Below are 14994 nucleotides of genomic sequence, written 5' to 3'. Positions count from 1 at the left end.
ACCTCTAGAATTAAGGATTCATGCGATCGCAAAAACTCAAAGTTCAATCTCTCTTGAGTGTTGAGCAGGTTGGGATTCAACAGTATTCAAATCGTCTGCCATTTGAAGCCAAAATTCAACATCTTCAGATCGAATTCCTTGAGCTAGAACTAAATGCTCCCCACACACTCTCAACAGTTCTCCTCTGCCAGATGCTCTCAAAGAAGATACAGAAACCCCTTCAACATCTGTGGCAATTAACTGGTAAACCTCGGCAACGGAAATAATAGTCAAATCATCCGTTTCTTCTACCCCTTCATCTCCTAAGTTCAGTTTGTATTCAAATACTTTTTGGGCAATTGGTAAAATCAATTCAGCTTGTTTAACTTGTTCACGCTCTAAAGTGAACATTAACGGTTCAATAGTTGAGTTGGAATTATTGTCTAAAACTTGGACTTCACTCAACAGTTCAGGTGCTTCCTGAGTGAGTTTTATCTTTAACTTTTCTGCATCTAAATTAGATAAAGGATTTTGAACTTCACCCTCTAAATTGATCTTGAAGACCAAGTGATGATCGATTTGAGAAACTACTCGAATTGATTCTCCTTCCTGCGATAATATTGTCCAATCTTCCATCAACTCTAACTGTTCTAATTTCTTAAATTGATGATCCTCTTTTAATAAAAGATCCACCAATAATCTTTCCAGTTCTAATCGTTGCTCTGCTGATCTGCCAACTTCAATCAAACCTTCTCCTTCTTTTGAATCTTTGGGATCATCCTCTAATCTAACTTGTTCGGAGTCTTCAGCATAGTCTGAGTCATTTATTCCCGACTCAATTAGTGTTTCAGAGTTAGTTTCTGGAGAAACTGGAGTTGCTACTCCTGACTGATAAACTGGTAGGAGAGAACTAAATCTTCTGGGTTTTCGAGGTTGAGACAAAGATAGATCTTGAAGGGTAGGACGAGCGACTTGGCGATCGCTTTGGGAAGATAACTCGATAAAATGGGCAGCATTCGTCTTAAGCAAACTAATCTGAGCATAAGCATATTTTTCCTTAGATAAAGATATAGAAAAATCTAAAGCTGCTAGACAACCGTGATAGAAATCTTGAGTTTCAGTAGCAGGAACACAAGCTAATATATTTTCATCAAGTTCAGTAGATAGCCCTCGTTGTTGCAGTTGAGCAATAGACGCTGAAGATAATCGATGAATTACCGTTGAAGGGTTCGGCTGTTGGCTGGGAAGATTATCTAGGTTGATAAAAGTTGCAACTCTAGCCTCTAAGTCTTTTAGCGTTTCTATCCCCTGCTCTTGATCAATCAGTTTAACACCCCAATCTAACCCAACCAATAATCCTTGATAAAAATCTTGAGTTTCTCCAGCCAAATTAGAATCTGTTGCAATTTTTTCAAAAAAGGCTAGTCCAATTTGTTGAAGTTGGTAGATTGATTGGGGAGAAAATCGCTGCATCTGCCTTGTCAACATAAATCTTATATTTCCCGATAATTAACTCATCCCTCAACCTATCACGACGACAAGCCTTCCTAGTCTCTCTTCAGGATTAAACCCGCCAGGATTGAATTCAGAAATAGGGTAGATGGAACTATAAATCTAAAAATTTTTGATTCGCTTCAACATCTTCTCCCAGGATATGAGATATTATTAACACTCATGGAAAATTTATTGTATTTTTCTAGCAAAATATTCTGAAATATTCATCTTAAATCGATATGTGTATAGTCCCAACTGTAGCTCCAAATCTTTTTCTCAACCGCAACATTGGCACGCTGCTGGAGAATAGCCCATGACCCAGACAAAAGTGATTTCGCTGTTCAACCAAGCTGGTGGTGTGGGCAAGACAACGATTACGCTCAACTTAGGCTACCACCTAGCTCAACGAGGGAATAGAATTTTGCTCGTTGACCTCGATCCGCAAGCGTCTTTAACCTTATTTATGGGTCTTGACCCTCACAGCTTGGAAAAAACCGTATTTGATGCCATTGTTAATGAAGAACCCCTCTTCATCCACAAAGCAATTCATCGCATGGATTTAGCTCCCACCAACATTAACCTCAGTGTGGCAGAAATCCAATTGGTGAATATGGACTTTCGAGAACTTCGTCTCAAAGATGCCCTAGAACCCATTCGAGAGAACTATGATTTTATTTTGATTGACTGTCCGCCTAGCTTAGGGTTATTAAGCTACATTAGCCTTGTTGCTGCCACCCATGTTTTAGTCCCCATTGAAACTCATTACAAAGCGTTTGAAGGAACCAACCTGCTCTTACAAACCGTCGCCAGAGTCCGAAAAAAAGGAAATCGCTCTTTGCAGATTGCTGGATTTGTTCCCTCTCGCTATGCTGCCACCAACTCCCAGGATAAACGCACTTTAAACGCGATTCAAGAACAATTTTCCACCGTGGCAACAGTTTATGAGCCGATTCCTCGCTTAACTGCTTTTGTTGATGCTTCTGAACAGCAGGTTCCCTTAGCTGTTTATGACGCGAGAAATGCAGTGGTTAAAATATTAGATCGTTTAGCTGCCAAGATGGAGAAACTCAATGCCAAATAAAAGTAATCAGCCTTACAAAGGAAAAGCCAATTTAACCGTTTTGTTCGGCGATGACGAAGCTGAAAGTCTACCTAACAGTTCAGTTCCTTTTGATGCTATTCAGCTTCCAGCTACTCAACCCCGCCGCTATTTTGATCCTCAAGCGATGCAGTGTTTAGTTGAGTCTGTCAAAATTGATGGAATTCTGCAACCGCTATTAGTTCGTCCTTTACCAAATGGAAAATATGAGTTAGTTGCCGGAGAAAGGCGCTTAAGAGCGGCGAAAGAAGTGGGGTTGAAAGAAGTTCCTGTCATCATTAAAGAACTGACAGAACAACAAGCTTTACAAATTGCTTTGGTTGAAAACCTGCAACGAGAAGATCTTAACCCCGTTGAAGAAACAGAAGGGATTTTAGGGCTACTCGCTAATCGACTAGATTGTTCTATACAGGAAGCTGAACGCCTTCTATATCGAATGCAAAATCAAACACTTCGAGATAATGATAACGTTATCATTCAACCTGAATCTGAAGTTGTCGCCCAACTTTTTCAAGACTTAGGCAAGATGTCTTGGGAGTCTTTTATTAGTAATCGGCTGCCTCTGTTGAAGCTTCCTGAAGAAGTTTTAGCAAGTTTACGAGAAGGCAAAATTGAATATACTAAAGCTCGTGCGATCGCTAAAGTTAAAGATGAACAGGCACGAGTTACTTTACTAGAAACGGCAATTGCAGAAAATTTGTCTTTAACTCAAATCAAAGCTCAAATTTCTGCGCTCAAATCAGAATCCCAATCCGCACCCCCCGAAGATTCTCTTCAAACTCGAATAAAAGTCGCCCTCACACAAGTCAATAAGTCAAAAGCTTGGAGCGATCCAAAAAAGCAAAAACGTCTCCAAAAACTTTTAGTAGACTTAGAATCCCTGTTATCTAGCTAAGAAAAGAAATTGAAATCAACAACTGTCCTTAGATATAAACTGAGGGAAATTTAATATTCTTTTAAAAATGCTCCAGGATGAATGGGGCATTATTTATTTTTATGGTTTCTATTTAAAAAGCGGAAACAAAAGATAGGCACGAAACCGGATGATCGGTTCCTAGATTAACGACTTTTTTTTAAACCCCCAACTTTTTTAATAAATCAGCTTTAAGGTAGAACTTTCTTAATCTATGCCATTGCTAATTTAGGATCTTAGATAGAAAAAGCAACTTCAACCTACCTTTTCCTTCTGAGTAACTTCGATATAAAGGAAGCGACCAATTATGGCATCAATTAAGATCCTCAAACCCAAGCTGCTTTCAGGGACAACTTCTTCCCAAGCTGCCATTGAGCATTTCACTCGATTTCAGAAAAAGCTAAAAAGTTTAATTGACCTCTGGAGCAACTACCCGCCTAATGATGCCCTTTCTCCTTTAAGAAAACAAGATTTAGAATGGCTAATTTCAATGGCAGAACACTATCGGCTTCGTATCCAACCTTCATCTCAATCTCTAGAATTTTGGCAAGGCTATCGAGATGGGAAAAAAAGTAGACGAACCATTCCGGCTCCTGACTCTCGATCCTTAGCTCCAATCTTGCTAAAATCTGTGAATCCCAGCAAAAGCGAGCAAATCTATGCACTGGGGATGCGCCTGGGATGGTGCTATGTGCGATTAAAAAACTACTTACTTCGGGTTACAAAAGAACAAAAACTAAACGCTGCCAAACAATTAAAAAATTCCCAACCGATTTTATCTATCATTCAAGAAATTCAGGCTATGGACAATACAGACTCCCTTGTAAGTTGGGGAGGGTTAGCCGAAAGGAGATTCAATTCATGAAAGATAGACCCAGCCAAATTTTTGCAGCCGATCAGGAAACGGATACCTTATTGATTTTGGAAACGATTTTAACCGAGGAAGGATATTCTGTTAACACCAGTTCATATGGAAAAGAAGCGATCGCCTCTATCAACGCCCACCCTCCCGATTTAATTCTATGGGACGTGATGATGCCAGATGCGGACGGCTATGAAGTCACTTACAAAATTCGTTCTACCCCTCAATTGCCCTTTATTCCCATTGTCCTTCTCGCGCCAGATCCCTCCATTCCTTCTACCAATGGATTAGAATTGGGAGCCGATGATTTTCTCTGGAAACCCATTCACGTTAACGAATTACTGGCCCGTGTCCGCAACCTGCTCCGTCTCAAGCATAGCCTCGATTCAATGCGAGAAATGGCCTTAGCCCGTGAAGATTTTGTTTCTCGTCTAACCCATGATTTGCGTAACCCTCTGATTGCCGCTCAACAAATGCTGACTTTACTAGGGCAAGGAAAATTTGGAACCTTACCCCCCACAGTAAAAGAGGCTCTCCAGACTATCGCTGTTAGCAATGACAACTTAATTACGCTGGTTAATACCCTCCTAGAAGTGCATCGATTTGAAGCGGGTTGCAAACCAATGGCTATTACAACTTTTGATCTTTACAAACTTATTGAGGAAGTGGTTAAAGAGCAAGAGGCGCTTGCGGTCAGCAAAAACTTACGTTTAATTTTTGAAACCCAACAACAGTTTTTTCGGATTCAAGGCGATCGCTTAGAACTGCGCCGAGTTTTAACTAATTTAGTGAATAATGCCATTAAGTTTACCGAGCACGGTCAAGTCAAGATCACTGTTGAGTACAAAGCTCAGAGCGTTTCCATTCAGGTCAAAGATACGGGTTCTGGAATCCCAGAATCAGAGCAAAATGCAATCTTTGAACGCTTTCGCAGTGGAAATCAAAAAGGAGCCGGAAGTGGTTTGGGGTTACATCTGTCCCAACGTATTGCAGAGGCCCATTCAGGTCGTTTAGAAGTGACCTCACAACTGGGGGTTGGAAGTATTTTTACGTTGTATCTCCCTCGGAACCCGAATTGCTAACGTTGAAGTTTCACCCTCAAAATGAAGATTATCTATTTTTAATTTTATAATTTCCATTGTTGGATTTGTTGTAACATTAAACACTCTGGCAATTAGATATTTTTCTGCTATTTCCATTAGTTGAAGTTCGTCTTTTGAAACATAGAAAGGTACTTTTTTCTCTGCACATTTGCCATAAGATGTCGCTTTGCTGTCAATGTAAATTTCTTTTCCATTTTCCACAATTTTAAAATCGTACTCCTTATTTGTATTCTCTGACTTATTCACCCAAATTACTTCTACAATATTCCCTATTTTAAACCCAGTTTTGGTTTCTTGTATAGGAGAACTATATTTTTGACTGTAAATTCTTTTTAGCTCTTCGTAAACAAATTCCTCACCTTTTCTACCTAAAGCTTCATCAGATTCGTTATAAGGTCGGTTTCCTTGATTGATTGCAGCATTCTCAGGCTCTTCTTGATTTAAAAAATGTGTCGGAATAAGTGTTACATCATAACCTTTTTCCCTTAAATACTCTATGCCGTTTGCAAAAGTTTCTAATAGCAACACAATCAAAAGCCTTTCTGCATATCGTATGCCTAAAAATTTACCCAAAGGCTCAACTAATCCATCTAAAACCCTCGGACTCCACCAATTACCTACATAGTAAAAATCATTTTCTTCTGCCCAAGAACTTCGTTTTTGCTTATCATCTTCGTTGCCATAAGATAAATAAATTTCAGAGGTTTCAAAAAAACGAATATTTTTGAGCTTTTTGTTTATACGTTCATATTCTAATTCCCAATCTTTGTGATTTTTAGATTTATTAACAGAAATCAATGCTACTAATGATGAAATACGATTGAGTTTATTTTTCAGAGTTTGAATTTCACTCTTGCTGTTAGGAACTGAAAATGTTATTTTGTCAATTATTACTACTCCCAATAAACGCAATAAATCAATAATTTCAGAATTTATTTTTTCAGTATATGCTAAATTTGAAGCCCTAAAACCTTCAACAGTAACAATATACAAATCTCTTGGATAAAAAAATGCACTTCCGCCTTTAGATAAAAGTTTATTTCCTTGACCCCAAACTTTTATTTTCTCTTTGTCTGAAATATGTAAACTCATTGAGGCTAATTTTTCATAAATCAGCGCTATTCGTTTTTGATTTTCTTTTTTTTCTTCTTCGCTTAAGTTTGTATCCTGCGATATGCTTTTAAGTATTTGCAAATAGTCATTTAATTCTAAATTATTTTTGAAATTCAGATAACTTGACCAATTAGGAGGAATAGGCTCGTTATAATCAAAAATAGGTAAATACTTTCCTGCTATTTCTTTTATTTTAGGTATATCACTGCTAAAAATTTCTGAGGCTTTTAAGCAATTTTGTTGATTGGTGGGAAAAATTGATAAATTTTTTATTATCCAATCACTATATCGCCCTTCATTTAAGTTTTTCCATTTGAAATAGAAGCAATAGCCTTGGTCATCGCCATGTGTTATTGGCAATCCACTTTTAAAAACATTACTCCAAAAAATTCGGCTGAATGAATGCTTATTACATTGTTCTATAAATGAAATTTTATTTATTCGGTAATGTGATATTATATTTGGGTATCCCCAATTTGGAAACCCTCTCTCATTTTCAAAAAAATCTTTGTCGGGTCTATCGGCAGGATAATTAAATTCTTCTTTAATCCAAGATAGATTTTGATTTACACCTATTCTCAAGAAAAATGTTTTCCACTCACTTTTGAGGTCTTTGCCTTCAAAATAATCATCTGAAACATAAAAATCATTTTCATAAATACTTTCTAATCTTAATTCAGGTTCATAAAAATCTGATAAGAAGGCTTTATTTGAGGCAATTAAATTTTTCCCTTTAGTAATAAGTTTAAATTTATACAAACCCTCATAATGCTGTTCTCGTAATATCCCTTTTTTATGAGCATTAAAGAGATATCTACCAATTTGTAAGGCATTTTCTTTTATAATGTAAGTATCTGCTTGAGCAATAATCGTTTTTTCGATAAAACTCAAATCTGAAGGCTCTTTTACTCCTAAAAAATCAAGCCAATTTTTTATACGTTGATTTTGGTTAACTTTTTCTAATATATTACTGTGGATTATGCAAATATCTGAACTAAACTTCTCACAGAACTGTACTGAAGGAAAATAAATATCTTTAGGACTTTTCAGTTTTTGGGATGCGTCAAAAATAAAAGGTATATTTTTTAATTTTTCATTCCAAATGTTATTATCATTTTCTTTTGAACGTTCTGCTTGTTCATGCAAAAATGAAATGAGTTGAAAATTTTCTTCTAATTTGTGTTCCCCTACAAAAATATTAGAAGCAAAAAATCCTTCTAAATCATCAATCTCAAACATTTGAACGCCTATTTTATCTAAGGTGCTTATAGGTTCAAGATAAGGCAAAAAAGACTGAATAGTAAAACTTTTTTGCAGTTTTTGATTGATATAATTGATCAGTGTTAGCTTGCTGATAATATGAGAAATACCTGTTTTGTCAAAAATGCTTTGACTGACTTTGAGCAAATCACCGTTTTGATTTGGAACAAAAGCAATTGTGTCAATAGCTTGTTTGTAGCCTTCGTTAAAACTTTTTTCTAATCCACTATATCCATGTAACTTATGAGGTAAGATACTCAAAAACTGCTTATTATATTTGCTTGATTTATTGGCGATTTCGGCAACCCACCCAAAAAACTTTAAAGGAATTTGTTTAAAAATCCAATTATTCCAAGAAACGTCTTGATGCAAATATTGTCTCCCTGCATCAGTTAAAAAACTTGCATTTACTAAGAAAGGAAAATCGTAGTTAATAGAAGTTGGTAAATAAGTGAATACTAAACGGTTTTCTTTATCAACAGCTTTCAGTTTGCCTTGTTCTAATTGAATAGCAAAAGACATTTCTGTACGCAATGCGTCTTTCAGCTTTTTTGGTGATTTCTCATCTGCGTTTATTTTTTTTCTTACATCTTCGGGAATATCAAACTGTTCTGTTTTGATAATCCATTCGCTTTGTAAAATACCGTTTCTTTTTAATGTGGTATTTTCTCCATTTTTGCATTTTTCAATTATTAATTTTTCGCTACTATTAACTGTAATTTTAACTTCCTTACTACGCAAAAATAGTACAATTTGCGTATCTGAAAGCAAATTAGCCAAATCTTTTTTTAAGTCAGCCAAATCTTTTTTTGATTTTTCAATATTATCGTATTTGATAACCGTTGAAACGTTAAATTCCCTAAAAGCAGAAAGTTGATTTAATTCTCTGGGTAATTCTGTCCAAATAGGTATAATTTGCCAAGGCATTTTAGGCTGTTCATCTTTATGCTTGGATCGTCTTTCATTCTGCCAATCAATTTTATTGCCCCAAGTGTTATTCCAATAGTCTTTCCAATAATTTCTATCATAGCGAAAACAAAATTTTTTGCTTTTGATAATTACACAAGTAGAATGAGAGAAAACAGACTTAAAGCCAATTCCCTTAAATCCTGTTTTATTACAATCTCCTGTTTTTGTTCCATCACCTGCACTTGATATACTTTCAATATCAATTTTTGAAAAAGGCTCTCCCTTATGGGAAACTATCACATAATCACCTACAAAATCTATTTGAACATCAAGACTATTATATTGATTGCTTGCATCATCAGCATTTTGAAGAAGTTCGTAAATAAAACGCTGACTATCAGTATTTATATCTCTTGAGATTGTATCACAGAGATTTGCGGTAGTAATAGCTAATTCAGGATTATTGTAATCTGAATTGTTGTGGGTTAGCTTTTCAATGAATTGTTTTTCTTCCATCGTAAATATCTCTCACAGTTAAGTTAAATTAATTGCTTCCTTCTAGTGGCGGTATAGCTCAAAATTCCCCCTAGCAAACTTCCCTTCAAAAAAGCTAGTCGCCCACCGCAAAGCCTCCGTCTGTTCCTGAGTCAGATGAACCGCTTCCCCCGGTGCAAACCCTCCTTGCGACCAAAGCACACCCATCCATCCCATTAAAGCACCGACACCCAACGTCGTCAACAGGATACCCGTCGCCACCATCAACGAACGAGCAGAAGTCACTATTTTTGTTAATTCCGTCTGACGTACCAGAGAATTCACCGCCTCAGCAATTTGCCCCTCTTGCTTCTCAACGGCTACTCGTTCGTAAGTTACTAGTGTCTTATTAATCCGCCCGACCCAACGCTCAAATGCCAACTCAAAATCTTCTGGTTTCGGGCTTTCTTGAATCAATACTTCCAATCGCCCCGTTGCTAATAAAATCAAAAATATGGGGTCAGTTGGCTCAATTTTCCCCTTAAAAGCCAATTCCAAAACCTTACGCCGATATTCCTCAGATTGACCTTCTAGGGCAATATCCAGTAAAGATTTAGTATCAACAGCACCATAACTCACGGTAACATCCCCGTCGTTTCAAACGCTTCGTAAGCTGACAACATAAACGATTTAATTCGTTGCCGTCCCAACACCCCAAATTCTTGACTATTGCGAGCTAATTCAAACGTAATTCCCCCCGCATCAATAGCATTTCTTTCTCGCGAATAAAGCTTAGGGAAATCAATCACTTTAACATCATATTTTTTAATCGCATTTTGGACTTCCTCCATCTCTTCTATAGAACTCCAATCGTCCTCTAACCCAAAATTACGAACTAAAATATGAGCTATTTTTTTGTCAAAATGTTGCACTGATTTCAAAAATAACTGCACGCTATCATAACCTCCTGTACAAACAAACCACTTACAAAATGTAATTTTGGACTGTTTGCCTAACTCAATTAAGTTATTTTTTTCAATCCAACTCGTCACCACCGGATAAACCTGAGCCGGTAAATTGACAATAATGCTATTGTCAAAAGCCCACTCAAAAATTTTGTCTGCTTCATAAAATTTCTTTTCATCTTCACTAAATAAAGCTTCGCGACAAACACTTTCGTAAATTCGAGAGACATCGGGGTTAGACCTGTCCGCATCTACGGCTAAAAACGGATATTTTTTATCCATAAAATACTGAATTAAAACCCTTGCAAACAAACTCTTACCTACACCGCCTTTTTCTCCATCAATTAAATGAATTCTAGTAGCGTGTTTCTCAACAGTTTCCAATCCATTTTCGCCTAAATGACTTGGGGATTTTATTGTTACTGTCATTGATACTTCTCCTAATGCTTCAGCTTGTTCAGTTGTAGGATCTACCTGTTCTAGTTGAGATTTTGTTCTTCTACTCCGACCTGGCATTTTGCTACTCCATTACTTGATGTTCTAGAAATAAAAATGGGTTTTACTCCTAATCAACGCCTTACTTTTTTAGCTTCTAATCATGAAAAGCCCGAATCATTAAACTCATCGCCTCCTACTAACTCTAATAAATTCTCAGTTGTTAGATTAGGGTGAATCGAACTAGAATCCCAAGTCGCTTTGATTCCATCTTCTCGGCAAAGATTGGGGAAATTGGAAGAATAATCAATACCCACTTGGTCACACAAATACAAAGCGTGCTTCTCCAAGGCATAAACGGCTTTTCTAAATAGTTGTTCCAACAAAACTGGATCAAATTCCCCTGTTTGTTGATAAGCTAATGGTAGCCAGTAAGCTCGCAATGACTGGAGAATCACTTCTCTAACTGGTAAAATTTCATTTTGTTTAATGTAAGTAAGTAACACGGCATCAGCCGTATTTTTTAAGGGTTGATATCGCCAAACGAAATCTATTTTTTCTGGGTTAGCCATGAGCCTTAACCTCCTGCTTCTGGGAATCTTCTGATAAAGACTCAAGCGATTGATAAGATTTAGAATTGAACTGTTTCTTCAAAACCGTTTTAAAGTAGACAAACATTCCATAAACGTCACTGAGGCGATCGCCCAGTCCTTTTTTATCTAAAGCAACTGGAATAGAAATATCCGCATTCCAAATAATCGGGAGACGATCATAGTATTCGTTTAACTCTTTTTTGAAATAAGTCGCCGTTCCTCCACAAAACACCAACTCATCACAATCTGGGGGTAAATTTTCATCTAACCAACTGGTTAAACTTCGGACATATTCAGGACGAGCTTCCTTGATAGCCAGGAGCATTTGCTGCACTTCCTCCGCCCGTCCTTCCCGAGACGTGCTGCGGGCTAATCGCATTAAAGGTGCCGCCTTAAATTCACTTCCTGCTGTAACAATTGCTGGGGTTAATCGCTCCGCAGTTTGTCCCGATGTTTTAACCATGACTTTCTCAACCATCCGAATAAAGCCCAAATCACTCATTTTTCCAGGGGCTACATCTCCCCGTTGAGCAACTAGCAGACTCGCGTTGCGGTAGCCAATCATGGCGATCGCACAAACCCGTTCTTTAATTCCAGAACCCGCTTTCTTGTTGTGCATTAAATAAATGCCACCACCTTCGGGTTTACAATTAAATACCAATAACTCCACACTCATGCGACCCGTCGGAGTTTGATAATCTGCTAATGCTTCGCGCAGTACCCGCTCAAACCGACTTCGGTCTTCATATTCTCCAGGGGGTAACAACGCGGCGATCGCCACTGTAAAATTCCCAGGTAGTTTTTGTTTTTCCTTAATCACCCATAAATTTAAGTTATTCTTTTATCTTCGCAACATTATACTGCTGGTTGAGATAATATAAAATTGCAGCACAAAAAGGTACATATTCACCTTGATCACTAAGTTTATCATATCCTTTAATTAGTTTTTCTAACTGTTGACTGGAAAATTGTTTGGTACGGATCAGTTTTAAAATATGTTGAATTACCTTTTTTCTGGAGCTTTGTAGGTTTGTGTTGTTTAGCCCTAAGTGTTTAATTGTTTCTTCTGCGGCTTTTGTTTTCATTGTTTCTTCTGCGGTTTGTTTTTTCGTTGAATCAACTCTCGGAGATCGAATTTCTCCAGCCCCAGTATAAGTAAAGTATTCAGCACAGTTTTCTATTAAAGGAGAGACTGTAAAATCTTCATCATACCAATCATCTTTTTTAGCTCCACAGGATTCTTGTGCTGGGGCTGGCGTGGCTCGATTTTGTTGTAACTTTTCATTATATTCCGACTCCTGCTCTTCAGTATATCCATTGCAAGACGCTAACAAATTGGAATATGTCACTACTAGATGTGCATAAGAAGGCTTACGCTTTTTAGATTTAGGTTTTAGATGCTCAATGTGGCTATTATCCTTACTTATGCGTCTTCCACAATAGCAACAAATATAACCTTGTTCTCTCCGCAGAACATCAATAAGTTGAGCTTTATGGGGATTTTTAAAATCATCATCCCAATTAAGTTTACTAAATTCCCACAATGGGTCATCTGTCTTTTTCCATTGCAATAACGTTTTCTTGAATTCAGTAAGACAATCAGGCTCATTATCTTGTTTTTTTATGTATCTCATTCCGCTAAAATCTCCTGGCTCCTTATCAACATATCTGCACTAGCAAACTCTGGATCATCATCTCCAATTTCTTTTTCGAGTTGCTCTTGCTTTTGTTTAGCTTCAGTAATTTTACCATCATCAATGAGTCTAAATAGCTCACGAAGCCTGTTCTTGATATCCTGTGGACGATCTGGTACACCCATTAGTTCTTCAAGAATTCGACTGCTATCTTTTCCAAAAGTTCGTCGCTGTTCTGCAACAATCCCTTCTGGTATTGATCTTAAAAGGTAGACTGACTTTACATGACTAATAACCTGTGGTGAATGGGTTGTAATAATAAACTGACAGTTAGGAAATGTATGTTTAAGGCTTGGAATAATTTCACGTTGCAACTTAGGATGAAGGTGTAACTCAATCTCGTCAATAAGAACAATTCCCTCGCCTTGAAGTGGATCTGGAAAGCCGGGATTTGCTATTGCCAAACGTCTTGCCAGATCTCCTGCCATTGCGAGTAAACCTTTTTCCCCATCTGATAGTTGTTGGTTAATAATCAGTTCATAATTTTTTTTCATCATAGTCATTCTTAATGGAGAACGGCGTATTCGCAGCATTGATAATTCTTCCCCTAAAAGTGAATCGATCGCCCTCCTCACTGCTTCTAGTAAAGGATTACAATAACTAGAATTGTAACGGAATAACTCATTTTCCAAATCTTCAAGCTCTTTAAACCAATCGAAAAATTTCTTAAAACTAATTCGTGTTCCTGTAAGAGCTTGATCATAAGCTTCGATTTGATTATATTTATATTCTTTTTTTTCTTGACTCGTATCTTGGCTATCAAAAAACTCTCTATTTACGTGGTAGTAAACTAGCAAAGGTAAATTTTTGTAAGAATCTTTTTCTAGTTCACTTTGTATATGTAAAGCAATCCCTTGTAACTTTGTGACATCCGCTCCATCAGGACGAAAGCGGTTTTTATCTTTTGATCTATAAATATTCCATGTAATTTCTTGAGAGTCAATCAAAATTGAAATTTTATTATCTGTCTTATCTTTTTTATCTGTAATATCCTCATCCTTAAAAAAAGTTCTTTCTAATACTTTTTCTACAGTATATTGATCACTAATAGAAGCTTGATAACCACCAGGATTTTGAATTTCGCTAATAAAATGTGACAATAGAGTTGCGAGGCAGTCAAGAATACTTGATTTCCCCGAACCATTAATGCCAACCAATAGAGTAGGTTCAGTAAAATCAAAGTCTAGAGTTAGATCTCCGATTCCTCGGAAGTTTTTCATTTCTAAGGTTTTAACTTTCATTTAGTTTACATTAAACCTGTAGGATAATATGATTTCGCTTTTTACGAGAAGGATTGATAGAAAATACCAGTTTACCATCTGAATTGATAGATTTGTTACACCACAAGGGATGGATTAATATAGACGAACACAACCGTGCTGTATTTACCCTCCGCACATTGGCTGGAGAGGACACGGGAACTTGTACTTTAGAGTCTAATGGAAAATTTTCCATTAACTCTGATGTCAAAATGCCGTTGGCCAAGACTGAGGATGACGAAACAGGTATTTTCTGGATAGCGACTCAACATAATATTGAACGAGCTATTATTACCAGTAATCCGATAGAAACTTTGTCTGCGATCGCTTTAGATCCTGATTTTAATATTAGACCAACGTTATACTTAAGCCTTGATACTGTATCTTCATTACCCACAGATTTTTTAATAGATATTCCCACTATAGTCGTTGGTTTAAAAGGAGATGAATTCGGTGAACAACTCTCTCAAGAAATTATTGAGGTTCTACCTCAAGCTCAACGAATTAATCCAGGTATTAGAGGCTGGAACCAAATTTTAATCAATTCAGACCGAGAAATAGAAAAAATATTACCTGAAACCGATCAAACTCAGAATCTAGTACAGCAAGAATTAGAGCAATGGACTCAGGGTATTAACTTAAACTAATAAAATATAAACTATTTTGAATTTTAATAAATTTTTTCTATTTTAGGATTATTTTTTTATTTTAAACTAAGTTTAGAATAAAGGGATATCTCAGAGGAGATAATCAAAAATCTTCTTTTAGATAGAGTACATTAAAAACATATTTTTATCTAAAAATATTGTTGTAAAACCTTAAAAAATAGCAAAAGTTCTCAT

The 14994-nt window shown here is 36.7% G+C and carries 13 protein-coding genes; 5 read left to right on the top strand and 8 right to left on the bottom strand.

The window, feature by feature from the left end:
• Positions 1-36: 36 nt before the first annotated feature.
• Positions 37-1467 carry a hypothetical protein gene (locus NMK36_RS05070; protein WP_254173142.1) on the bottom strand — a complete coding sequence of 477 codons (1431 nt, stop codon included), beginning with the start codon at positions 1465-1467 and terminating at the stop codon, positions 37-39.
• Positions 1468-1786: 319 nt separating this feature from the next.
• Here NMK36_RS05070 and NMK36_RS05065 point away from each other — a divergent pair, with 319 nt between their 5' ends.
• The 4 genes from NMK36_RS05065 to NMK36_RS05050 all read left to right on the top strand — a co-directional run bounded on the left by NMK36_RS05065 (position 1787) and on the right by NMK36_RS05050 (position 5429).
• Positions 1787-2554 carry a ParA family protein gene (locus NMK36_RS05065; protein WP_254173141.1) on the top strand — a complete coding sequence of 256 codons (768 nt, stop codon included), beginning with the start codon at positions 1787-1789 and terminating at the stop codon, positions 2552-2554.
• The gene (locus NMK36_RS05060; RefSeq protein WP_254173140.1) at positions 2544-3467 is read left to right on the top strand and encodes a ParB/RepB/Spo0J family partition protein; all 924 of its coding nucleotides are present in this window, start codon (positions 2544-2546) and stop codon (positions 3465-3467) included. The genes NMK36_RS05065 and NMK36_RS05060 overlap by 11 nt, the downstream gene beginning before the upstream one ends.
• 325 nt (positions 3468-3792) lie before the next feature.
• Positions 3793-4350: a hypothetical protein gene (locus NMK36_RS05055; protein ID WP_254173139.1), complete on the top strand. Its 558-nt coding sequence runs from the start codon at positions 3793-3795 to the stop codon at positions 4348-4350.
• The gene (locus NMK36_RS05050) at positions 4347-5429 is read left to right on the top strand and encodes an ATP-binding response regulator (RefSeq protein WP_254173138.1); all 1083 of its coding nucleotides are present in this window, start codon (positions 4347-4349) and stop codon (positions 5427-5429) included. The genes NMK36_RS05055 and NMK36_RS05050 overlap by 4 nt, the downstream gene beginning before the upstream one ends.
• Here NMK36_RS05050 and NMK36_RS05045 read toward each other — a convergent pair.
• From NMK36_RS05045 to NMK36_RS05015, 7 genes are all read right to left on the bottom strand, one after another.
• Complete coding sequence (locus tag NMK36_RS05045) at positions 5370-9248, bottom strand: sacsin N-terminal ATP-binding-like domain-containing protein (RefSeq protein ID WP_254173137.1); 3879 nt, start codon at positions 9246-9248, stop codon at positions 5370-5372. The two genes, NMK36_RS05050 and NMK36_RS05045, sit on opposite strands and share 60 nt — an antisense overlap.
• A 42-nt stretch (positions 9249-9290) precedes the next feature.
• Entirely contained in the window at positions 9291-9845 is a 555-nt protein-coding gene (locus NMK36_RS05040) for a DUF6753 family protein (protein ID WP_254173136.1), read from the bottom strand.
• Entirely contained in the window at positions 9842-10687 is an 846-nt protein-coding gene (locus NMK36_RS05035; RefSeq protein WP_254173135.1) for a mobilization protein, read from the bottom strand. The genes NMK36_RS05040 and NMK36_RS05035 overlap by 4 nt, the downstream gene beginning before the upstream one ends.
• Positions 10688-10767: 80 nt before the next feature.
• Positions 10768-11178, bottom strand: a complete 411-nt coding sequence (locus NMK36_RS05030) for a hypothetical protein (protein ID WP_254173134.1) — start codon at positions 11176-11178, stop codon at positions 10768-10770.
• On the bottom strand, positions 11171-12019 hold the full coding sequence (locus NMK36_RS05025; RefSeq protein WP_254173133.1) for a hypothetical protein: 849 nt from the start codon (positions 12017-12019) through the stop codon (positions 11171-11173). Before NMK36_RS05025 ends, NMK36_RS05030 begins: the two co-directional genes overlap by 8 nt.
• A 13-nt stretch (positions 12020-12032) precedes the next feature.
• A complete protein-coding gene (locus NMK36_RS05020; protein ID WP_254173132.1) occupies positions 12033-12833 on the bottom strand; it encodes a retron system putative HNH endonuclease in 801 nt (266 codons plus the stop codon).
• Positions 12830-14134, bottom strand: a complete 1305-nt coding sequence (locus NMK36_RS05015) for an AAA family ATPase (RefSeq protein WP_254173131.1) — start codon at positions 14132-14134, stop codon at positions 12830-12832. The genes NMK36_RS05020 and NMK36_RS05015 overlap by 4 nt, the downstream gene beginning before the upstream one ends.
• Positions 14135-14187: 53 nt before the next feature.
• On the opposite strand from NMK36_RS05015, the gene NMK36_RS05010 reads away from it, so the two are divergent.
• Positions 14188-14799 (top strand): hypothetical protein, encoded by a 612-nt coding sequence (locus tag NMK36_RS05010; RefSeq protein ID WP_254173130.1) that lies wholly within the window; start codon positions 14188-14190, stop codon positions 14797-14799.
• Positions 14800-14994 lie beyond the last annotated feature (195 nt).

This window comes from Planktothrix pseudagardhii (genome assembly GCF_904830925.1).
Taxonomy (GTDB): domain Bacteria; phylum Cyanobacteriota; class Cyanobacteriia; order Cyanobacteriales; family Microcoleaceae; genus Planktothrix; species Planktothrix tepida.
This window is presented reverse-complemented; position numbering and strand designations above follow the sequence as displayed.

What these genes read in the sequence shown, in the direction of transcription:
- NMK36_RS05045 (WP_254173137.1), bottom strand. Translation starts at nt 9,248, where the DNA reads ATGGAAGAAAAACAATTCATTGAAAAGCTAACCCACAACAATTCAGAT.
- NMK36_RS05030 (WP_254173134.1), bottom strand. Translation starts at nt 11,178, where the DNA reads ATGGCTAACCCAGAAAAAATAGATTTCGTTTGGCGATATCAACCCTTA.
- NMK36_RS05065 (WP_254173141.1), top strand. Translation starts at nt 1,787, where the DNA reads ATGACCCAGACAAAAGTGATTTCGCTGTTCAACCAAGCTGGTGGTGTG.
- NMK36_RS05070 (WP_254173142.1), bottom strand. Translation starts at nt 1,467, where the DNA reads ATGTTGACAAGGCAGATGCAGCGATTTTCTCCCCAATCAATCTACCAA.
- NMK36_RS05020 (WP_254173132.1), bottom strand. Translation starts at nt 12,833, where the DNA reads ATGAGATACATAAAAAAACAAGATAATGAGCCTGATTGTCTTACTGAA.
- NMK36_RS05035 (WP_254173135.1), bottom strand. Translation starts at nt 10,687, where the DNA reads ATGCCAGGTCGGAGTAGAAGAACAAAATCTCAACTAGAACAGGTAGAT.
- NMK36_RS05050 (WP_254173138.1), top strand. Translation starts at nt 4,347, where the DNA reads ATGAAAGATAGACCCAGCCAAATTTTTGCAGCCGATCAGGAAACGGAT.
- NMK36_RS05015 (WP_254173131.1), bottom strand. Translation starts at nt 14,134, where the DNA reads ATGAAAGTTAAAACCTTAGAAATGAAAAACTTCCGAGGAATCGGAGAT.
- NMK36_RS05060 (WP_254173140.1), top strand. Translation starts at nt 2,544, where the DNA reads ATGCCAAATAAAAGTAATCAGCCTTACAAAGGAAAAGCCAATTTAACC.
- NMK36_RS05055 (WP_254173139.1), top strand. Translation starts at nt 3,793, where the DNA reads ATGGCATCAATTAAGATCCTCAAACCCAAGCTGCTTTCAGGGACAACT.